Annotated in this window: 15 protein-coding genes; 13 read left to right on the forward strand and 2 right to left on the reverse strand. The window is 58.5% G+C overall.

What is annotated here, in order from left to right; translation table 11 throughout:
* Positions 1 to 262 precede the first annotated feature (262 nt).
* Positions 263 to 871 carry a hypothetical protein gene (locus O9H32_RS02945; RefSeq protein ID WP_269864325.1) on the forward strand — a complete coding sequence of 203 codons (609 nt, stop codon included), beginning with the start codon at positions 263 to 265 and terminating at the stop codon, positions 869 to 871.
* Between the two features lie 242 nt (positions 872 to 1,113).
* On the opposite strand, the gene O9H32_RS02950 is transcribed toward O9H32_RS02945, so the two are convergent.
* Positions 1,114 to 1,773 carry a cupin domain-containing protein gene (locus O9H32_RS02950; RefSeq protein WP_269864326.1) on the reverse strand — a complete coding sequence of 220 codons (660 nt, stop codon included), beginning with the start codon at positions 1,771 to 1,773 and terminating at the stop codon, positions 1,114 to 1,116.
* Positions 1,774 to 2,088: 315 nt separating this feature from the next.
* Here O9H32_RS02950 and O9H32_RS02955 point away from each other — a divergent pair, with 315 nt between their 5' ends.
* The 9 genes from O9H32_RS02955 (at position 2,089) to O9H32_RS02995 (ending at position 18,334) form a co-directional block, all read left to right on the forward strand.
* Positions 2,089 to 5,742 carry a galactose-binding domain-containing protein gene (locus O9H32_RS02955; RefSeq protein ID WP_269864328.1) on the forward strand — a complete coding sequence of 1,218 codons (3,654 nt, stop codon included), beginning with the start codon at positions 2,089 to 2,091 and terminating at the stop codon, positions 5,740 to 5,742.
* A 331-nt stretch (positions 5,743 to 6,073) separates the two neighbouring features.
* Positions 6,074 to 7,066: an ABC transporter permease gene (locus tag O9H32_RS02960; RefSeq protein WP_269864329.1), complete on the forward strand. Its 993-nt coding sequence runs from the start codon at positions 6,074 to 6,076 to the stop codon at positions 7,064 to 7,066.
* A 33-nt stretch (positions 7,067 to 7,099) separates the two neighbouring features.
* A complete protein-coding gene (locus O9H32_RS02965) occupies positions 7,100 to 7,987 on the forward strand; it encodes a carbohydrate ABC transporter permease (protein WP_269864330.1) in 888 nt (295 codons plus the stop codon).
* 32 nt (positions 7,988 to 8,019) lie between these two features.
* Entirely contained in the window at positions 8,020 to 9,738 is a 1,719-nt protein-coding gene (locus O9H32_RS02970) for an extracellular solute-binding protein (protein WP_269864331.1), read from the forward strand.
* A gap of 124 nt (positions 9,739 to 9,862) precedes the next feature.
* A complete protein-coding gene (locus tag O9H32_RS02975; protein WP_269864332.1) occupies positions 9,863 to 11,434 on the forward strand; it encodes a helix-turn-helix domain-containing protein in 1,572 nt (523 codons plus the stop codon).
* A gap of 4 nt (positions 11,435 to 11,438) precedes the next feature.
* Entirely contained in the window at positions 11,439 to 13,229 is a 1,791-nt protein-coding gene (locus O9H32_RS02980; protein WP_269864333.1) for a histidine kinase, read from the forward strand.
* Between the two features lie 274 nt (positions 13,230 to 13,503).
* Entirely contained in the window at positions 13,504 to 14,532 is a 1,029-nt protein-coding gene (locus tag O9H32_RS02985) for a helix-turn-helix transcriptional regulator (protein WP_269864334.1), read from the forward strand.
* 50 nt (positions 14,533 to 14,582) lie between these two features.
* On the forward strand, positions 14,583 to 15,377 hold the full coding sequence (locus O9H32_RS02990) for an SDR family NAD(P)-dependent oxidoreductase (RefSeq protein ID WP_269864335.1): 795 nt from the start codon (positions 14,583 to 14,585) through the stop codon (positions 15,375 to 15,377).
* 644 nt (positions 15,378 to 16,021) lie between these two features.
* On the forward strand, positions 16,022 to 18,334 hold the full coding sequence (locus O9H32_RS02995) for an Ig-like domain-containing protein (protein ID WP_269864336.1): 2,313 nt from the start codon (positions 16,022 to 16,024) through the stop codon (positions 18,332 to 18,334).
* An 18-nt stretch (positions 18,335 to 18,352) separates the two neighbouring features.
* On the opposite strand, the gene O9H32_RS03000 is transcribed toward O9H32_RS02995, so the two are convergent.
* Entirely contained in the window at positions 18,353 to 19,246 is an 894-nt protein-coding gene (locus O9H32_RS03000) for a LysR family transcriptional regulator (RefSeq protein ID WP_269864337.1), read from the reverse strand.
* 139 nt (positions 19,247 to 19,385) lie between these two features.
* Here O9H32_RS03000 and O9H32_RS03005 point away from each other — a divergent pair, with 139 nt between their 5' ends.
* The 3 genes from O9H32_RS03005 (at position 19,386) to O9H32_RS03015 (ending at position 22,545) form a co-directional block, all read left to right on the forward strand.
* Complete coding sequence (locus O9H32_RS03005) at positions 19,386 to 19,793, forward strand: tautomerase family protein (protein WP_269864338.1); 408 nt, start codon at positions 19,386 to 19,388, stop codon at positions 19,791 to 19,793.
* The gene (locus O9H32_RS03010) at positions 19,790 to 20,536 is read left to right on the forward strand and encodes an SDR family NAD(P)-dependent oxidoreductase (RefSeq protein WP_406627248.1); all 747 of its coding nucleotides are present in this window, start codon (positions 19,790 to 19,792) and stop codon (positions 20,534 to 20,536) included. The genes O9H32_RS03005 and O9H32_RS03010 overlap by 4 nt, the downstream gene beginning before the upstream one ends.
* 467 nt (positions 20,537 to 21,003) lie before the next feature.
* Positions 21,004 to 22,545 carry a response regulator transcription factor gene (locus O9H32_RS03015; RefSeq protein ID WP_269864339.1) on the forward strand — a complete coding sequence of 514 codons (1,542 nt, stop codon included), beginning with the start codon at positions 21,004 to 21,006 and terminating at the stop codon, positions 22,543 to 22,545.
* The last annotated feature ends 1 nt before the right edge of the window (position 22,546 follow it).

The following is a 22,546-nucleotide window of genomic DNA, read 5'->3' on the forward strand; positions in this document are numbered from 1 at the left end:
TTCAGAGGCCTCTTAACGCTTTTACATAAATCCAAAGAAGCACAGTTTTTAAAAAACATAAAAGCTGGGCTTAGTTTCGTGCTGCCATTTTCGGGTCTGTGCTAAGAGTAATTTTCGGGGTAGCAGATATATAGGAGGCTTTCCCCGATTGGTTTAACTGGTCAGGTCAACTCCCACACCTGTTGTGCAGCGGCGAAACCGGGTGTATACGGTTTTTTAGGAACCATAATAGTCCCGCAAATCACGCTATGGAGGTATAAAAGTGAAGGAACTGGGACCAAGCGGCAATAGTGAAATCCTTACAAAATTAGAAGAAATCCAACATTTATACAATATGCATGATGATAGTGTCAGTGATTTTATAAAAATACTATTACAAAAAGGTGATGTGTTCCTATATTCTTTTGCTATGTACCTTTCTAATGGATACAACGTAAATGAATATTACGAGCACTTGTCTTTTGTAATAAACAATCTTTCTCAACAAGAATTGCAAAAATTAGAAATATATATACTTGAGGTAACTAAATCCCTAAGTCAGAGAAATAATCTAAATCTTGATGGCATCGAATGTTTTATGAAATTAGATATAAAAAAAGCAAACCAATGGAAAGAGTTACTTGAAGAGGAAAAGATAATAGCTGCAAATACAAGAAATAAATTATTAGGTACGAATGTTGATTTCTCTGAATTTATCTCTTTTGTGAGTTTGTCAATTATGGCTATTGAACAGTATTTAGCAAGTAAATACACGGTTAATTCAAGTAATTTTAATGAATGGGCACGTCAAAGCGAGGGTTATAAAGAATTATTAGAGAAAGCTTATAATGCCTTAGTTTTGAGAATTAATCGTATATTAGAACTTCTCTAGAGGCAACTTGCTCTTAAAGATGATCTGTCCCCAGTTTTTGAATGCGTCCTATCCAGCAAGCGTGCAAAAAAGATCCCAAGGCTCTCTAGCCTTGGGATCTTATTTGCATGCGTAGTGCAAGGCCAATCGCCGCGCCCGGTGGGACGCGTCAGCTTGGCAGCCCGACGGGCCGCAGGGCCGCGCTCCACCAGGCGTAGGAGCAGTCATCGCAGGTTCGCCAGCTGCCAGCGATACGGCAAGCTTTAGTACGGATACGGATGATAGTAAGCCTGCCGGGAATACGGTCCGTAAGATGCGGGGGGCTGGGCCGGCTGCGTATACAAGTAAGGGCTGGCGGATGCGTATCCGTGGGGACCGTTCAGCGGCTTCTGGCCCGGTACGGGAGGGCCGATGACCGTTGTGCCCGTGAGGGGGGCGAGCGTTTCTTTGACCTCGGCCTCCTTCAGGCCGTACGTATGGGCCCAGACGCGGGGCGGCGTCAGCCGGAGAATATCCGAGCCGAAGATGGCGTCGGGCACAGAGGAATCGAAGATCGCCAGCAGGCGTGTGCCATTCGTGGAAGCCACTTCGTAGTGCCACCAGCCCTGGGGAACATTCGCCACCTGTCCGGGGGTGATCGGGAAGTTCAGCAGCTCGTTCGTGAACGGGTTGATGAGAGAGACGACCGCCGCGCCCGCGATGCAGTAGACCAGCTCGGAAGCGTTCTGGTGGATGTGCGGCTCGACGACGTTCCCTGTATCAAGATAGATATCGAGCAGGGATACCCCGCCCAAGGTGTTCAGGTCCTTGATCGACAGCCGGTTGATGTAGTTGCGGGCATCTTTTCTGAAGAACAAATCATGGCTCAAGTCAAAAAAGAACTGAGCGGACGGCGAGGCGTAATCTACCGTGGCGTGAGGCATTGTGGAATTCCTGCCCTTCGTTCTAAGTATATATTCCGAATCTGAAGCCGGAAGAGGGATCGTTATGGGGTAGGGTATGCATCGGCCCAGCGAATGGTTACCCGCCTATGCTTCGTTGATCACCGCGTCCAGTGTCCGCATCCGCGAGCGCGCCCCAAGTTCATTAATAAGTACTATCAATCGTTGATCGGTGTCGTGTTCAATCTTCTGCCGCAGCTTTATGATAATACTAGCTCAGCCGAAAGGGAGGGGTGTCCTGTTACCGACAAGACAGGCCGCACGCAAGAGATCAGACCTATCAAGGAGGAGAACAAATTGAAGCTCAACCGCAAGAGAGCAGCCGGGGCGAAGCGCACCGTTCTGTCCACACTGGCTCTATTCACCGCACTCAGTCCCTTGTCTCTATCGAACCTGCAGACCGCCCGGGCGGCCGAACCGTATCTGCTCTCGCAGAACCGGACCGTCTACGCGTCTTCCGTGGAAGGAGGCAATTCGCCGGACCTCGCCGTCGATGGCTCGGAAGCTTCCCGCTGGTCCAGCGCATGGGGCGCCGACCCGCAGTGGCTGTACACGGATCTCGGGGCGGTAGCCGCCATCAGCCGTGTCGTCATCCACTGGGAGGGAGCTTACGCCAAAGCATACAAGGTGCAGGTATCGAACGATGAGTCGACTTGGACCGATGTGTACAGCACGACAGCCGGAGACGGCGGCGTAGACGAGGTCGCCTTGAACACCAGCGGACGCTACGTCAGAGTACTCGGCACCGAGAGAGCGCTGCCGAATTACGGCTACTCGATTCTCGAACTGGAAGTGTTCGGAACCGGGGGTGTGAACACGCCGCCAGTGAAGCTCGGACCGAACGTGGCCCTGAACCGTCCGGTGAAGGTGTCCTCCTACGAGCAGGCGGACTACCTGCCGCCGGGATCGACGCTGCCGGAGAACGGTGTAGACGGCAACCGCCAGACGCGCTGGTCCTCGAATCCGACGGACAACGAGTACTACCAGGTCGATCTCGGCAGCCAGCGGACGATCGGGCGCATCATTCTCGACTGGGAAGCGGCTGCGGGCCGGGCCTTCGATCTGCAGGTATCGTCCGACGGGAACCAGTGGACGACGGTATACCGCGAGCTGAAGGGCCAAGGCGGGGTGCAGAACATTCCGGTCTACGCCACTGGCCGCTATGTGCGGATGCAGGGCATCTCCAGAGCGACGAGCTTCGGGTACTCCCTCTTCGAATTCCAGGTATACGATTATGTGAATGGGGATCCGAAGCCGGTGCATACCATTCCGCCGCTGCCGGTCAAGTCGGTCGTAACGGAAGGCTCGGGCAGCTACCTGCGCAATGACATCACGATGCCGCAGCCGAAATTCCCGCACTATAAGTCGGACAGCATCCAGAAGCCGCTGCCGTCCAACGACTGGTGGCAGTCGCTGTTCATCAACAAGCTGGGGAATGGCATCATTACGCTGCCGCTGAAGTCCAAGTTCCAGTCCCAGGGACTCGGCATCATGACGCCGGGCAGCGGGTGGATCACCCCGGACGGCAAGGCGGTCGAGACCGGCACGAACTTCGACCTGTCGCTCATGGCGTCCAATATCAACACCGCTTCAATGACGAACCGCGTCACCTCCTACGGCGACTTCTCCGTAGACACGGTGCTCAGCGACTCTGCCACGGAAGACAAGATGAAGGTCACCTTCGTCAAGGGCTCGCCGTACATCTACGCCCAGTTCAGCGATCCGAATTCGGCCGAGATCTACTCGCCTGCGATCACCCGCCTGTTCAATGATGCGAACGGATCGGTACTGGCCGCGGACGGCGCTACCCTGACGGCCGATCACATCGGGATCGAAGTCACGAACACGAACGGGGCTCCGACACCGGCGCAGGTGAAGCGCTACTATGCGCTGAATGCCCCGGCAGGGACTGTGTTCAAGCGGGTAGGACCGAAGATCAAGATCACGCTTCCGAGCGGCCAGAACTACCTATCCTTGGCAGCGCTACCATCGCCGGATAAGCTGAATTATTACTATCAGCACGGCTATGCGTTCGTCACGGATACGAAGGTCGGATACCAATTCGACGAATCCACGTCGGCTGTCGAGACGACCTTCACGGCGACGACTGCCTTGAAGCGTGCGGGGTTCCCGAACACGACGCTGATGGCCCTGCTGCCACACCAGTGGAAGATTGCGTCCACGCCGCTCACCGAGCTCACTTATCCTTCTATCCGGGGGACGATGAAAGTGAGCGAAGGCAACAGCTTCAAGACGGCAGACCGGTTCAACGGCATTGTGCCGCAGTTCACGGAGCCGAGCGGGAATGGGTACGACCGCCAGCAGCTGCTGGATCAGCTGGCGATCCTCGACCAGTCGACCGATACGACCGAGGAGCTCATGAAAGCTGACGCTTACTGGCAGGGCAAGACGCTGCATCCGCTCGCGATGGGCGTGCTGATCGCAGATCAGATCGGGGATGCAAGCTACAAGTCGAAGTTCCTCGCCCGGCTGAAGACCGCGCTTACGGACTGGTATACGTATACGCAGGGCGAACCGAACTACTTCTTGTATTACAATGACGACTGGGGCACGATGTACTACAAGAACAGCGAGTTCGGGGCCAACGTGGGCATCACGGACCATCACTTCACGTACGGCTACTTTGTCTTCTCCTCTGCTGTTCTTGCTACCTATGACAAAGACTTCGAGACCCGCTACGGCGGTATGGTGGAGCAGCTCATCCGCGATTATGCGAATCCTTCGCGTACGGACGCGCAGTATCCGTTCTTCCGCAGCTTCGACCCTTACTCTGGCCACTCTTGGGCGGGCGGCTATGCCGACCAGGATAACGGCAACAACCAGGAAGCGGCCGGCGAATCGCTGTTCGGCTGGGTCGGCCAATACATGTGGAGCATCCTGAAGGGCAACACGGCTTACCGGGACGCCGCGATCTGGGGCTTCACCACCGAGCTCAAGGCCGTAGAACAATACTGGTTCAACTATGACAACGACAACTGGATTCCGGAATACAAGCACAAGTCGGTCGGCCAAATCTACGGCTCGTCGCAGTTCTTCGGCACGTTCTTCAACGGAAACCCGGTGTATGTCTACGGCATTCACTGGCTGCCGACATCCGAGTATCTGACAAGCTACGGATTCGACCCAGCCAAGGCAGCCTCGCTGTACCAGGGCTTCGTGAAGGATAACGGCGGAGCCGAGACGGATTGGCAGCATATCGTCTGGCCGGTCCAGGCGCTGAGCGATCCGCAGGCGGTGCTCGCGAAGTGGAATCCGGCCGTGCTGCAGCAGAACGAAGCGTTCAATACGTATTACTTCGTTCATTCGATGGCTACGCTCGGCCAGCGGACGAAGGATGTCTGGGCTACGGGCTGGTCGTCGGCCACTGTGTATAAGAAGGGCACCACCTACACGGCGCAGGTATGGAACCCGACGGATGCTCCGGTGACCGTCACGTTCCGGAACGCCTCCGGTGTAACGGGCACGGCCACCGTCGCCGCCAAGTCGCTCGTCTCCGTGAATCCGATGACGAACAGCGGCGGCACGACACAGCCCTCGGCCAATGTGGCGCTGAAGAAGACAACCGTCGCCTCTTCTACAGAGGACGGCTACACAGCCGTCCAGGCGACTGACGGGAACGCCTCCACCCGCTGGGCCTCGGCATGGAACGATGCGGAGTGGATCTACGTAGATCTCGGCGCTTCGTACAATGTGAGCCGCATCAAGCTGAACTGGGAAGGAGCTTATGCCAAGGGGTATAAGCTGCAGATCTCCGACGATCCGAACAACTGGACCGGCAAGGATGTGTTCGTCACCGCAGCAGGAGACGGGGGCGTCGACGATGTGACCGTGACGGGCAAGGGCCGGTATGTCCGGATGCTGGGCACGGCCCGCGCGCTGCCGTTCGGCTACTCGCTCTTCGATTTTGAGGTATACGGCACGAAGTCTTGAGTATAGTCGTCATTGAATTTTCATCAGAATCGTAGAGTACCGGGCTCGGCGCCAGCAGGCTGCCGGGTCCGGTACTTTTTTCGGGGTGGAGCTTGTTTCCACCTTGCGGCTGGAGCCCCATACCCATTCCCTCACCGTGCACCAACGTATGGACTGGCACGTGGAAGGACCGTCCGGGCATCCGGACGGTTTTTCTTATGTGCCGCGAGGGCTGCACGCTGCCTGTCCCCATTCCCGTTGATTAAGTCAAACAATCGTTAATCGGTGTCGTAGCTGGTGCAAGTCCCTTCGGGTACCATAGGGATATAACTTATAGAGATGGGGATGAGAGATGAAAACCGCTAGAAGCAGCGGGCTGGCCGGAGCGGCCCCGGATGCTTCGGGCAAGGAGAAGCGCCTGGAGCCGGGGGTATGGCGGCGGTTCGCACAGCAGTGGGATTACCAGTCGATGATTCTGCCTTCGATCGTATTCTTGATTATCTTCAGCTATATTCCGATGTGGGGCGTGCTGCTCGCCTTCAAGGAATATGACTTGTTCGCGGGATTCTCCGCCAGCCCGTGGGTGGGCATGCTGCACTTCCGGATGTTCTTCGAGTCGCCGGAGTTCTGGCTGATCATGCGCAATACGGTCTGCATCTCGCTCTTGAAGCTGGCAGTCGGGTTCCCCGCTCCGATCATCCTGGCGCTGATGCTTAATGAAGTAGGGAACATGGCGTTCAAGCGCGTGGTCCAGACGATTACGTACATCCCGCATTTTATCTCGTGGGTCGTCGTATCCGGGCTGGTATTCTCGATGCTGGCGGTGGATAACGGGCCGGTGAATGACCTGCTCGTGCGCTTCTCGCTGATCGACCAGCCGGTGAACTGGATGTCGGTGCCGGAATACTTCTGGGGCATCCTCGTATCCGTCGGCGTCTGGAAGGAGATCGGCTTCGGCTCGATCGTCTACCTGGCGGCGATCGCGGGCATTGACCCGGCCTTGTACGAGGCGGCATCGCTGGATGGGGCCGGCCGGTTCCGCCAGATGTTCCTTATCACGCTGCCGAGCCTGTCCCCGGTCATCATGATCTTCCTGATCCTGGGCGTGGGGAACATTCTCAATGCGGGGTTCGAGGACATTCTGCTCTTGACGCAGAATCTCAACAACGGCATTCTGATGCCCTTCGCGGAAGTGCTCGACACCTACGTATACCAGATGGGCATTCTCAACCAGCGGTATTCGTATGCTACGGCAGCGGGCCTCTTCAAGTCGGTGATCAGCGTGCTGCTGCTGCTCATCGCGAACTTCACCGCCCGGCGGCTTGGCAAGGCCAGCCTATGGTAGCCTGCGATATCAGACAAGGAAGGGAGGGCCGGTATGAAGCTCAATAAGGTTGACAAAACGCTTCGCGGTGCGATCTATGCGCTGCTCGTGCTGCTGTCGTTCGTCACGTTCTATCCGTTCTGGAATTCGCTCGTGATCTCGTTCAATACGGGAAGCGACACTTCGCTCGGGGGCGTGACCTTCTGGCCGAGGGAATTCACCCTCGAGAATTACCGGATCGTGTTCAAGGAAGACGAGATTTTCCACGCCTACGTAATCACCATCCTGCGCACGGTGATCGGCACGGCGCTCTCGATGTTCTTCACGGCCTTATTCGCTTACGGGCTGTCGAAGAAGGGGATCGTCTTCAAAAAGTTCTATATGATTCTCTGTGTGGTGACCATGTATTTCAGCGGAGGGCTCATTCCCTACTTCGTCCTCGTCTATCACATGCGGCTGTATGATACATTCGCCTTTCTCGTGGTTCACGGGATGATCTCCGTGTACAATATGATCATCTTCCGCACGTTCTTCGCCGAGCTGCCGGACGGGCTCGAGGAGTCGGCCCGCATCGACGGCTGTTCGAATTACGGGGTCTTCTTCCGCATCGTCCTGCCGGTCTCGGGGCCGGTGATCGCCACCCTGTCGCTCTTCACGGCGGTAGGCTTATGGAATGACTGGTTCACGCCGGCCGTGTTCATCAACGACCAGAGCCTCATTCCGCTGCAGACGATGCTCGTCCAGATCATCAATACGGGCACGACGGCGACGCTGGTCTCGAACCTCAATTCGTATGCGCAAAGCATGGTGCAGAATACGGTGACCGTCAAGGCGCTGCAGATGGCCACGATGATGGTCGCGACGCTGCCGATCCTGCTGATCTATCCGTTCCTGCAGAAGTACTTCGTCAAAGGCGCCCTGGTCGGTTCCTTGAAAGAATAGGATCAGAAGAGAGTTCAAGAGGGGGAGACAACATGAGAGAAAACAAGATGAGAGAAAACAACATGAGAAGAAACATTGGCGGTAAGCTGCTCGCCGCAGGAATGCTGGGAGCCACCCTGATCCTGCCGGCCTGCTCGGACAGCGGGGAGGGGGCGAAGCCTGTGCAGGAGCCCGCAGCCCAGAGCACGGCTCCGGTGCCAGCCGGCAGCATCCAATCCAGAGTGAAGCCGGTCGACTTCAGCCTCTACGTCAATTACGATTGGTACACGGCGCCGGCCTGGGCCGAACGGCCGCACGGCAAGTGGATCACCGAGCAGCTCAAGGTATCCTTGAAGCCGATCCAATCGAACGGCGCGGCCGCGCAGAAGCTCAACGCCATGATCGTCTCCGGCGATCTGCCGGACGTGGTCGTGCTCGACCGGGGCAAGGATGTGGAGCGGCTGCAGAAAGCGGGCAAGCTCGTCGCGCTCGATCCGTACCTGGCGAAATATCCGGAGTTCGCCAAGGCGGTCGGCGAGAAGAACCTGAATATGCTGCGCAGCGCCGACGGCAAGCTGTACCAGATTCCGAACTGGTATATCAACGGCGGCAAGGGCAACGGCAACGCCGCCTATCTCGTCGAGAAGAAGCTCTACAAAGCGCTTGGCTCCCCGAAGCTGGAGACGTGGGAGGACGTAGAGGCGTACCTGAAGCTCGTCAAAGAGAAGTATCCGGATGTCGTGCCGCTGGATTTTGGCGAGATCCGGGACGGGGCGGATGTGCAGATGCTCGGGATGCTGTACAGCGGCGCGGCCGAGGACCGCACGCCGGCCTTCCTGTCGCCCGGCTCCGGCCAGGTGTTCGGGGTGCCGAAGGACGGCAAGCTCGCCTCGATCTATCAGGATGAGGCGTTCCGCGACGCGGCGCTCGTCAGCTCCCGGTGGTTCCGTGCCGGCCTGACGTCGCAGGACATGTTCACCCAGACCCGCGACCAGATTCTCGAGAAGCTGAAGACCGGCAAGATCGCCGTCTTCGGCGCGTACGACGCGGTCGTGGAAGGCATCGGCAGGGAAGCGAACAACCGGCTGAAGGCGAAGAATCCCGAGGACGGCTATGACGTCATCTGGCCGGTTCACAAGGCGGGTGTGGGCAAGGACAAAGTGTTCCCGTCCGGCTACAATACGCTCGGATGGAACGTCAACGTCATCACGATGAAGGCGAAGGACCCCGAAGCGATCTTCTCCTACATGAACTGGGCGACGAGCCCGGAAGGCCAGCAGGTCCTGTTCTACGGGCCGCCGGGACTCTTCTATGACAAGGTGGAGAACGGGGTACCGATTCCGAGTGAGGCGTACATCAAACGAGATCCGAAGAAATACGACGAGCTGAAGATCGGCGAATTCAACTGGAACGGCAATACGGCGTATGTCGATTCGACCAAGGGCGAGCGCGAGAAGCTGCTGCCGGAAGCGGCGCAGGACTGGACGACGCAGAGCCAGGCGAACGTATCGTTCAAGACGTCGAAGGACATGACGGAATTCTCGAACCTGGATCCGGTGCCGAATTCGGAGGAGGGCATCATTCTCCAGCGGCTGAAGGACCACTACAAGCAGACGGTGCCGAAGATCTTCTTCGCGAAGAGCGACGAAGAGGTGAACGCGCTGATCAGCCAGGCGGATCAGGAAGCGATGAAGCTCGGCTACGGGAAGCTGCTCGATTGGAAGACGAAGCAGTGGCAGGCGAATATCGCCAAGCTGCAGGGCAAGCCGTAGAGGCATGCAGGAGAGGCAAGGGGCGCCTATAGCTTTTGGCCTCTGGACAGGGAAGGTATAATGAACTTATACCTTTCTTTTTCTTTTTCGTATAGGCATTGCAAGGAACAGGAGTGTTGGCAGCATGTACAGGGCTGTATTGGTAGATAACGATACGTTCGATCTGGAGGGCATGCGGGTGCTGATTCCTTGGGAGGAGCTCGGCATCCGCATCGTATGCAGCGAAGAGAAACCGCTTGCAGCCCTGCAGTATATCGAACATCACGAGATCGATATTCTCATTACCGACATCAAGATGCCGGTGCTCTCGGGCCTAGAGCTCTCCCGCAAGGCGCTGGAGAGGAGTCCCGCCTTGAAGACCGTCTTCATCAGCGGGTATCAGGACTTCGAGTATGCGAAGCAGGCGATGAACCTTAAGGCGGACGGCTATATTCTGAAGCCGGTGGACGACGAAGAGATCGTCGATGTGCTGCGGCGGGTGACGGCGGAGCTGAACCGGACGCAGACCAGCCGCTCCGAAGAGGCGGCGCGAATGATCGAATCGTTCGAGTTCATCAAAAACGGCTTCCTGCAGCATTTGCTCGAAGGGACGGTGGATCGTAGCATTCTCCGCTCGTTCCTGCAGAGCTGCCCGCTTCCGGTACCGGGAGAGCGGGCAGCGGCGGTCCTCATCGAGATCGACGACGCGCTGTGGAAGTACGGCCCCTCCGGCAGCGGTGAGCGGACGGATACCGGACGGATGATCCGCAGCATAGGGAGGACAATCGAGGCTGAGGGGCTCGGCCCCTGGTGCGAGCTGTCGGAGTCGCAGATCGGCCTGCTGTATACCGCGGACGGCACGCCGGCCGAGGGGCTGCAGCGGTTGTGCGAAGCGGTCAGCGGGAGGGGAGAGGGGACGGTCACGGTCAGCTGCGGGAGCGTCGCGGCCTTTCCAGAGGAGACCGCGGATTCCTTCCGGCAGGCGAAGGAGCGGATCGCGCTCAAGATGTTCCTCGGCAAGAACCGGGTGATTCTGCCGGACTCCGGCCGGGTGAACATGGCGGAGGAGGCGAAGGATCTGCAGGCCGTGCTCGATGCGACCTTCGCGGCGATGACGAGCTATGGGCTCGTGGCGATCTGCGACTGCGTCGACGATCTGTTCGATGTCGTCGGCACCTTCGAGAACCCCGTCAAGGTACGCAGCTTCTCCATCCATATTGCGACCAAGCTGGAGACGTATCTCCATACGCTGAACGAATCGTTCGCGAGCCTGCTCGGCTGGCGGATGGAGCATCTGGAGCTCATCCTGCGATTCGAGACGATCGAGGATATCAAGTCCTGGTTCCGGCGGACGCTGTTCGAGATCGCCGAGATCTTGTTCCTGCGCAAGAACGGGAAGAACCGCAGGCTCATCGAGCAGATTGAGCAGTATGTGCAGGCAAGTCTGTCCGAGGATCTTACCTTGAAAGAAGTCGCGAACCAGTTCTCGTACTCGCCCAATCATCTCGGGTACTTGTTCCGGGAGCATACGGGCGAGAGCTTCAACGAGTATCTCGTGAAGCTCCGCATGGAGAAGGCGAAGAACATGCTGAGGGATCCGAGGCATAAAATTTATGAGATAGCGGAACACGTAGGGTATAAGTCCCTGGCCTACTTCAGCCGGCAGTTCCGCGAGCGCTTCGGCTTGACGCCGGGAGATTATCGAAAGCAGAGTTGATCCCATGCAGCAGCACGGCAGGGTGCGGTATGTGCCGCTCCGTTACAAATTGCTTCTGTCTTACCTCCTCTTGGTGCTTGTTCCGGTGATCGGCATCGGCAGCTATTCCTACGTATCTTCGGTGCGTTCCATCAGCGAGCACACCCGCAACAATATGGAATTCGCGGTGGAGCAGATTGCCGGGGGCATCAACGGCCGGCTGGCGAATATTGTCCGGGGATCGGAGGAGATCTTCGCCGACCAGACGCTGTCGAGGTACTTGTCCGGCTATTTTCTCCCCTTCGAGAAATATTCGATCACCACGCAGTACATTATGCCCCGGCTGGAATCGGCGGCGAGCCTGCCGGATCCGAATGTGCATCTCTCCTTGTATCTCGATAATACGCATATCGGGGAATTCTATTACAATACGCCGGAGTCGAACAGCGGAGGGGGCCGCCAGTACTCGATCTACCACACGGAGCGGATCTCCGGAGAAGATTGGTACCGCGCGCTCGATCTCAACTATACGACGGCCGAGTGGAGACAGGTCGGAGAAGACGCCGCCGCCGGTCAAATCTCGTATCTGCGCCCCTTAATCAATTACGATACCCTGCAGCCGATTGGGCTGATCAAGATGACGGTGCGCCTGCAGGATATTTTCTATACCGCCGATATGTCCCGTCTCGGGGAGGGCAGCAGCCTGCTCGTGGCAGGCGACAAGGGGGAGATGTGGTACTCTTCTGCGGACGATGACGATATGCAGACGGAGGGAACCGGGAGGGACGGCGGAAACTTGGGAGGTACAGCCGGGGAGAAAGATCTCGAGATCCGGCAGAGGATTACGGGCATGCCGGCACAGGTGGTGGCCCGGATTCCTTACGAGTCCTTCCAGGAGAACTCCCGCGGGGTGCGGACGGTGACGATCCTGATCTGTCTGCTCAGTCTGCTCGTGCTCACGGTCATCAGCCTCATTCTGTCGGGCTATGCCCTGAGGCGGTTCCACAAGATTATCGGGTCCCTGCATGCGTTCAAGGAAGGCAACTTCGACAAGCGGATGAACATTCCGGGGCATGATGAATTCTCCCAGATCGGGTCCGCGTTCAATGACATGGCGGCCACCATCGAGAAGCTGATCGAGGAAGTGTACGTCGGCCGGCTGGAGAAGAAGGAAGCGGAGCTGAACGTGCTGCATTCCCAGATGAACCCGCATTTTCTCTACAATACGTTCTCCTCCATCTCCCGGATGGCGAAGCTGGGCGAGATCGAGAAGCTGCACCGGGTGATCCGCCACCTGGCCCAGTTCTACCGGCTGACCCTGAACAAAGGCGAGACGATCACCTCCATCGGTAAGGAGCTGCAGATTCTGCGGTCGTACGTGGATATCCAGAATATCAAGCATGCGGACCGGATCGTCGTGGATTATGAGTTAGATGAGACCCTGCTGGAGTACGATACCGTGAAGTTCATCTTGCAGCCGTTCGTCGAGAACTCGCTGGAGCACGCGTGGTACGACGACCAGATCCGGATCGGCATCCGGTTGTACGGGGACGGCAGTACGATCTGGATGGAGATCCGGGACAACGGCCTCGGGATGAAGCAGGAGGTGATCGATTCCGTCCTCGATCCTTCTGGACAGGGGATCGGCTACGGCATCCGCAATGTGGACCAGCGGATCAAGCTGCAATTCGGCAGAGGGTACGGCGTCTCTCTGCGCAGCGAGCTTGGCGAGGGGACGACCGTGAGGCTGGCTATGCCGAGGTTCAAGCTGAAGTCTGGCGGAGAGGAACCTCTGCCGGGGACGGCCGCCGGGTAGGCTGCTGCGGGAGGAGCAGGGCTATTTTTTCTGAAACAAGTCATACAGAATGAGTGCCAATCCTAGGATCAATAGCAATGGTATGAATAGGTTATCGGCAAAACGGGGATAAACAGGCGAGAATCAGGTCACCCCCAAGAATATCGTTCACGGCACGCGGTACATGAAAGAACAGATGACGCTGCTCGACGGTTAAGCTATAATCGGAAGAATCTATGGTCCACGGAACCCGTGGACCATTTGTCATTGGATATCCGCTTGGAGGTCGACAACCATGCCTGCTCCTTTCGCACACCGCATCAAGTTCGCGCCAGGCTTCTGGACCACTGTACGCGAATTAGGAATAGCCCCTCAGGACGTAGCACGCCATGCCAAACTGCCGCTAACCGTCATTCATGAGACGTTCGTCTCGACCACCCATTATTACGCGATCTGGCAGGCCTATTCCGAACTGGTCGGAGACCCCGCCGTGGGACTCGTCAAGCTCGCGACCGCATTCCATACCGCGAAATATCCGCCGGCCGCCTTGGCGACCTTCCACGCTCTCGACTACCGGGACGCTCTCCATCGAATGGTGCGCTATAAGCAACTGTGCCCTCCGGAAAGCTTGCGCATTGGAGAAGAAGGCGGGCAATGCGACATTGAATTGGAGTGGCAGCATGCCGAGCAACCCGGACCCCCGGTGCTCATCGGCATTACGTTTGCTTACCTGCTAGAGCTCGGTCGCCGGGGAACCGGCCGTCATCTGACGGCCCTCTCCGCGGAATTCGTCCCATCCATGGGCAATGTCCAAGCCCTTGAAAGTTACTTCGGCTGTCGCGTTCGAACAGGAGCGGACCGCAATCGGTTAACGCTGAATCGCGCCGATCTGGACTGTCCCTTCGCTTCGTACAACGAAGAGCTTCTTGCCATTCTGACTCCTGCATTGGACCGTATGCTAGATAAACACCAGAGCATGTGTACGATTAGAGACAAGGTCAAATGGATTCTGTCGAGATGCCTGACGCGAGGGAGAATGGACATTAAAACCATAGCCGGCGAGCTGGGGATGAGCGATCGTACCTTACAACGCCGCTTGACGGACGAAGGGACAAGCTTTAAGCAGCTGCTCTCGCAAACCAGGCACGAGCAGGCCCTTGCTTACTTGGCAGACCCGTCGCTGGAGATCAAAGAGGTCGCTTTTCTCGTCGGCTATGAGGACCAGAATTCGTTCTATCGCGCTTTCCGCTCCTGGGAAGGGGAGACTCCCGCCAATTGGCGCGCCGTGCAAGGGTATTGTCGTTCCGCGCTAGTTACTGATTAGGCGAAACGAAGTATCATTATCCCTATCTAAAGTATAAGGAGTGCAGATAGATGGATATGGGATTAAAGAATAAGACGGCTTTAGTAACGGGATCAACCAGAGGCATCGGCAAAGCGATTGCTATCGAGCTCGCCAGAGAAGGCGTTCATGTACTTATAAATGGTCGGAACAACGAAGACGTGGAGAGAACGGTGGCGGAGATCCAAGCCTCCTTCCCGGAGACGGAACCTCGGAACGCAACGGCCGATCTCGTCGATACGCGGCAAAGAGAAGCTTTACTCGCGAAGTTCCCTTACGTCGATATGCTAGTCAACAACATGGGCATCTACGAAATCATGTCCTATGACGACGTGGACGATGCCGTATGGGAGAAATATTTTCGCACAAACGTTCTCGTTGCCAACGGCTTAACCAAATTTTATTTGCCTTCCATGCTGTGCCGCGAATACGGTCGCATTCTCTTTATCGCGAGCGAGGAAGCCGTCATGCCTTCCGGACAGATGCCTCATTACGCAGTGACCAAATCCATGCTGCTGTCGTTGTCGAAGAGTTTGTCGAAGCTGACCCGCGGCACCGAGGTTACTGTGAACACGATCCTGCCGGGACCGACACTCTCTGAAAACGTGCAGCAGATCATTGAGAGCATTTATTCGGACGAAGAGATGACCTTCGAGGCTAAAGAGAAAGATTTTATGACGAAGAACCTTCCCCAATCCGAAATCCAACGGTTTATCAGACCAGCGGAAATCGGCCGCTTGGCTGCTTTCGTCTGCAGCCCGATGGCCTCCGCCTTCAAAGGATCGCCGATCCGCATGGACGGAGGAATGGTACCGACAATTTATTAATTGGCATGAAGGTAGACTGCGCTCGATCGTCTGCCTTTGTTGCGCTTGCGTTACTGCAGCTGAAAAAATGAGATCCTTGAACGTAGCTGATAAAAAAAGAGGCTGGTGCCACAAACCAAAAAGAGTTATTCTCCCATACGTGCTCCCCAAAAGGGCGCGACAATCAGTGGTTCAAGAACACCAAAGAGTGATCCAAAGGATGCACTGGTTATTGCAGATGCCGGTAGGCGGGGCTTCAAGCAGGCAGGAGAGAATTCTAGCGTGCAAAGTCATTAGGCGGCGGTTTCACCCGTTTTGACGGGGGCCGCCTTTTTTGCGTTGGGCGAGTCGTAGATGTGGAGGATCTCTGCCGCCCTCCCCAGCTTTAGAAAGTGCGGCGGCATAACTACCCTGGTGCAGCATGAGGCAGCCTACCCCTGCTCCCCCCGCTGGTTGTCTGCGGCACAATAGGTTGCCTGGGGGCTAGGAAGGAGAGGGGCGGCGGGCACCGGCCAGCCGGTAGCGGGACAAAGGACCAAGCGGTTATCTCGGGGTTATATCTTTACATGGCGGGGAGGGCAATAATGATGGGCAGGCGGCACAAGGAGGGGAGCTGCACGGAACACAGGAAGTCCATTGGGTTACGATACAGGAGGAGATCAATGATGAACAAGATCAGAAGCAAGTGGATCGGCGTGGTAGCCGCATCCTTGGCCGTGACGGGTGCGGCGGGCGGAGGCCTGCCGGCCAGTGGCATCGCGAGCGCAGAGACATCGGCACCGGTGAACGTGCTGGCGTTCCCCGGTGCGGAAGGCGGCGGGATGTACGCCAGCGGGGGACGCGGAGACGAGGTATACGAAGTAACCACGCTGGAGGACTATGGCATCGGGGAAGCGCCCCTCGCCGGCTCGCTGAGGGATGCGGTCAGCCAGGGGGACCGGACGGTCGTCTTCCGGCTGTCGGGCACGATCCATCTGAAGCAGCCGCTGAAGATCAAGGCGAAGAACCTGACGATCGCCGGACAGACCGCGCCGGGCGACGGGATTGCCGTGGCGGGCTACGGCACGGATATCTCCGGCTCGGAGAACCTCATCCTGCGTTACATGCGGTTCAGACCGGGCAGCGCGCATATCGATGCCGAGCCGGATGCCTTCGGCGGCCGTGACGTGAAGAATGCGATCATCGACCACATCTCGGCGAGCTGGTCGGTGGATGAGACCTTGTCCTTGTACCGCAATGCCGATACGACGCTGCAGTGGAGTATCGTCAGCGAGAGCATGCTGCTCTCCGGGCATGTGAAGGGAAGGCACGGCTACGGCGGGATCTGGGGCGGGGGCAACGCCACGTTCTCGAACAATCTGATCGCAAGCCATGTCAGCCGGGCGCCGGCGCTCGGTAATGGGGGCAACACCGTGTATCCGGTCGGCAGCACGGATCTGGTCAACAATGTGATCTACAACTGGGGATTCAACTCCACTTACGGGGGGAATGACCAGGATAACAATATCATCAATAACTACTATAAGCCGGGCCCGTCCACCTATGCGAATGTGCTGAAGCGGATCGTCAGCCCGGGGCAGGACGGGAAGCTGAGCCGGTTCCATATCTCCGGCAATGTGATGCACGGCAATGCGGCGGTCTCGGCGGACAATACGCTAGGGACCGAGGAGGTCAAAAGCGGGACGGAGTTCTCGGATACCGCGTATCCGGTCGCCGGACATGATTCGCTCGGTATCAAGCCTGCCGGACAGGCTTACCGCGAGGTGCTGAATAAGGCGGGAGCGACGTATCCGCGCCGAGATGCGGTCGATGCCCGAATCGTGAATGATGTGAAGGAGGGCACCGGCCGTCTCATCAATAACGAGTGGGAAGCCGGCGGATTCCCCGAGCTGAAGTCCCTGCCGGCTCCGGCCGATACGGATCACGACGGCATGCCGGACACGTGGGAACGGAAGCAGGGCCTGGATGCGGCCGATGCGGCGGACGGCAGGCGGATTACAGGGTCGGGCTACTCGAACCTGGAGCTCTACTTGCATTCGCTGGTGGACATGAATGCGGCGCCTGCCAATCCGGAAGTGTCGCTGCAGTCTCCGGAGGGGAACAGTATCCATAAGGCCGGTTCCTCCATCAAGCTGAATGTGCGGCTGAAGGATAAGCGGAATATAGCCAAAGTCGAATATTACCGCAATGACGTGAGAATTGGCGAATCGACCGGAGGCTCCTTCGACTATACATGGAAGGATGTGCCGGACGGCACCTGGTATGTCTCGGCGAAGGCGATCGACCGCGCCGGCAATGCCACGCAGACGACATCCATGCCGGTGCATGTCAACACGATGAAGCAGTCCGGGGAGTGGAGCTCCAAGGATATCGGGAAGGTGGGCATCAAGGGGAACGCAGCTGTCACTTCCGAAGGATTGACGGTCAAAGGGGCCGGGCGGATCAGCGGCACAGCCGATGCGTTCCAGTTCGCCTACCGGGAGATCAAGGGCGATGCCGTCCTGACGGCGAGGCTCGATTCGCTCACGAAGGTGGACAACAACGCCTTGTCCGGCCTGATGATCCGCGACAGCCTGGCGCCGGATGCGGCGGCGGCTGTCATCAGCTCCTCTGTGGTCAAAGCGGATGAAGGCACTCCGTTCGCCGTATTCTTCTCTACGCGGACCCAGAAGGGCGAGCCGATCGCGGCGCCGGGGGAGAACGACTTTCCGGAGGATCACGGACTGCCTGCGCTGAAGGGAACCGCGGTTCCGTATTGGATGAAGATTGTACGCAGCGGCGACACCATCACCGGCTATGCCTCGCCGGACGGGGTGCAGTGGACCGAGGTCGGGGCGAGCCGTATTCCCATGGGCCGCACGGTCTATGTCGGATTCGCGGTGGATGCCGCGAAGAACTCGAGCCGGATCGTCAATTACAATACGGCCGCGTTCTCCCACATTACCCTGGAAGGGGACACCGGCCGCAAGAAAGAGTAGGGCCAGCAGCGGGGCCGCTTATCTGACCCCTTCCCCGCCCAGATTCCGCTTCAGATCATCGTACAGCCTGGCGCCGGCCAGCTTCAGCGGGAAGTCTGCGGCCCGGCAGAGCAGGCCGAACGTAACGGATACCCGCGCATCCCGCACCTCGCGCACCAGCATGCCGGGCGGCAGCGGACCAATGAGGCTGCGGGGCATGAGGGCGATCCCGAGGCCGCTCTCGACATAAGGCTTCATCGCGGCCATCGAGCTGATCTCCATGCTGTTCAGCGGGCTGCCGCAGGCTTCGCCGAGCAGCATCTCGATCTTGTGCCGGTAAGGGCAGTTCCTGGAAGTCAGCAGGATGCGGTGGTCCCGGATATCGGAGAAGCGGATACGCTCCAGCGCGGAGAGCGGATGCCCTTCGGGCAGCAGGAAGAGGAGCTCTTCGGAGTAGAGCGGCTCGAAGTAGAGTCCCCCGCCGGCCACCGGCCTCGAGCAGAGGGCGAGATCCAGCTCCCCTCTCAGCAGGCGTTCGCCCAAGAGAGGGGTATTCCCGATATCCACGGCGATGCCGATCTTGGGATAGGCGGCCAGGAACCGCTGCAGCAGGCGGGGCAGCAGGGAGCTCGCGATCGGCTCGACCGCCCCGAGGCGCAGCTCTCCGGCTTCGCCGAGCATCCAGTCGGACATCCGGCTGTGGAGCCGGTCCATATCCTTGACGATCCCGGCGCTCTGTTCGTGGAACAGCCGCCCCGCTTCGGTGAGCTGGAACGTCCTCCCGCGTTCGATGAGCGTGATGCCGAGCTCGGCTTCGAGCTTCTGCATCTGCATGGTGACGGTGGACTGGGCGTAATTCAGCTCCTCGGCCGCCCGGTTGAAGCTTCCGAGCGACACGATCCGGTGAAAGGTCTTCAGCGATTTGAGATCCATAGTCTCCGTCCTCTCCTTGGTTCAATATAATTGAATTCGAAGTTCATTAGATTCAATTATACAAAACCCGGCAGGGGTCTTACAATGAACTTGTAGGATGGAAAATTCCACAGGGAGCAGGCGAAGGAGGAGAGAGGCTATGCCATTCGTACGGATCGATCTGCGCCGGGGGCGCACAGAGGGGGACCTGCAGGCCATCAGCCGGGCGGTCCACCAGGCACTGACCGAAACAGCGGGCGTCCCGGAGGACGATTACTTTCAGGTGATCACGCAGCATGTAGCGGAGGAGTTCCGCTATGACCCGGGCTACCTCGGTATCCGCCGCACCGACGGGCTGATCTACATCGCAATCACGATGAGGGAAGGCCGGGGCGCGGAGAAGAAGCGGGCGCTCTACGCGAGGACGGCGCAGCTGCTGAAGGAGACGGCCGGGGTTCGGCCTGAGGACGTCATGATCATCGTGACGGAGAATACGCTGGAGGATTGGTCGTTCGGCAATGGGATCGCACAGCATGCACCGGGCGGCAATGCGGAGGGAGAGAGATGACAGTGGAACTGAAGGGCAAAGGAGCGCTGGTCACGGGCGGAGGCACGGGAATCGGCCGGGCGGTAAGCCTGGAGCTGGCGCGCAGAGGAGCGGCCGTGGCCGTCAATTATTCTCGGTCGCAGGCTGAGGCGGAGGACACGGTGCGGGAGATCTTGGAGCTGGGCGGCCGGGCCGTGGCGCTTCGAGCGGATGTATCGAAGGACGCGGAGGTCCGGGAGATGGTGGCTGAGGCTGCGGAGCAGCTCGGCAGGCTGGACGTGCTCGTCAATAATGCGAGCATCACCCGCCATATCCCGCTCGGTGATCTGGAGGCGGCGGAGGAAGAGGTATGGGATGAGCTGTTCGCGGTGAATGTCAAAGGCATGTTCTACTGTGCCAGAGCGGCGGCCCCGTTCCTGAAGTCGGGCGGGCAGGGAGCCATCGTGAACCTCGGCAGCATCGCCGGTTCGACCGGGCTGGGCTCCTCCCTGCCTTATGCGGTCTCCAAGGCGGCCGTCCACGGGCTGACCCGGTCGCTGGCCCGCGCGCTGGCGCCGGACATCCGGGTGTGCTGCGTGGCGCCGGGAGCCGTAGAGACGCGGTGGTGGGCCGGCCGGGAGGAGCAGATGAGGAAGCTCGGCGGTCACCTGCCCCTGCAGCGCATCACGACACCGGACGAAGTCGCGAAGCTGGTCGTCTCCGTGCTGGAGCTGGAGTCGATGACCGGACAGCTGCTCACGATCGACGGCGGCCAGACGATGTAACGAAGGGCTGGCGGCCAGGGGGAGGCGCGTGCGGGACGCCGGTCGTAAGCAGTGCATGCGGCAGTACAACATCACGGCATCACGGCGGCCGCCTCCCCTAAGGTGCCATGCCTCATCACACCGGAGAAAGCTGCAATAGAGCAAGGTTATATCCTATTCATCCGATACCCGATAGGCAGAGCCGTTCATGACGGTTCTGCCTTTTTCTTGCTATGGCGCAGAGCAATTAGCGGCACAGTGAGGGAAGGGGACACGATTTCAACAGCGGCCGGAACCCCATATTCCTCCCTGCCCGCTCACGCAAGTATGGATTCTGTACACAACCGCCTCCCCGCCCCTTCCAATATCTGGATTCGTTACCTGTACCGGGATTTGGTACAATGGGCGTAAGATTTGCCTATGGGCTTCGGATGGGAGTATGCTGTGATCCATAGGAATGCAGGAGAACTGGTAAGGGGGAACAGCCGATGAGCGAATACTGCCATGTGTTGATCGTGGATGACGAGCTGCTCGTCAGGCAGGGGATTAAGCATCACCTGAACTGGGAAGAGGTAGGCTTCCGGATCGTGGGGGAGGCGGCGAACGGAGAGGAAGCCTTGGCTAAGATCGGAGAACTGCGGCCGCATATCGTCCTGACGGACATCGTCATGCCGGTCATGGACGGCGAGGAGCTCACCCGGATCATCAAGCGCAATTATCCTGAGATCGAGGTCATCGTCCTAAGCAGCTTCAGCGAATTCACCTACGTGAGGTCATCATTCCAGAGCGGCGTGGCTGACTATATCCTGAAGCCCAGTCTGGAATCCCAGGAGCTGCTGCGGGTGCTGAAGAATACGGCGGACCGGATTCCGGGGCTGCGCCTGCAGACGCCGCCCGCCGGCGGCAGTGCTTCCATCGACAGCTTCATCGAGAAAGCGGCGGCCGGTTATCCGGTGCCGGATGATCCGGGCCTATGGGTGGAAGCGCTGCCTTATGGAGGTATGCGCCTGCTGGGCTGCCTGCTGCCGAGCGCCGGCCAGGGGGAGAGCGCCGCCGCTGACCGGCTCGCGGCTATGGCTGAGAGAGAGCTGCGCACGCAGCTTGTGTCCTACGTTTGCCATAGGGTGCCGGCACCCGGCCTCCTGGTACTGCTGGTGAATGCGGAGGAGGGTGCTCTCGGCGGGCTTTCCTCTACTGCCAAGACACTGGCTGATGCATGCAGAGGACAGGAGCCGGGGACGGTCTGGGCTGTCAGCGAGCCGTTCGGCTCGTTCGGTCAGCTCGGGACGGTGTACCGCGGGGAGTTCCTGAGGCTGCTCCAGCAGTACCGCTTCTTTTTCCCGGAAGCGGGCTGCCTGGCGAAGAGCATGCTGCCCTCCCGGCCGGCGGCGCTGCCGGAGTTCGAGGTGGGACGCTATACCGAGGAGCTCAAGCGGGGGCAGACGGACTCGGCCTTCCGGCGGCTCAGGGAGTATGCTGCGGCTTTCATTGAGGATTACGAGACCGATGTGTTCGAGCTGAAGGCCTTTTTCGTCAATCTTATCTTCCATACCACGAGTGCCCTGGGGGAGGCGGGGATCGACGTGAAGCGGCTCGACGAAGAGAAGTACGCTTACTTCAAAGGGATCGACGAAGCGCCGTCGGCCCGCGCGGTGCTCGGTCTGCTGGACGCCTTCCTCGAAGAAGCGGGCACCTGCGGGGAGCCCCGCGTCGACGCCAATATGAAGAGGCTGCTCGCGTACATCCATGAGCATTACAGCGAGCCGCTGACCCTGTCGGAGGTGGCGAAGCATTTTCACTTTAACCCGTCCTATCTGTCGAGCTACTTTGCGTCGAACAGCAAGGAGGGATTCAACGAATACGTGAACCGGATCCGGATTGAAGAGGCGGCGAAGCTGCTCCGGACCGGTGACGTGGCCATCTCGGATATCGGGGCCCGGGTGGGGTACGCGGACCACAGCTACTTCTGCAAGGTGTTCAAGAAGTTCACGGGAATGTCTCCCAGCCGATACCGCAAGAATCATACGTGAC

Source organism: Paenibacillus caseinilyticus (assembly GCF_027533645.1).
Taxonomy (GTDB): Bacteria; Bacillota; Bacilli; order Paenibacillales; family NBRC-103111; genus Paenibacillus_G; species Paenibacillus_G caseinilyticus.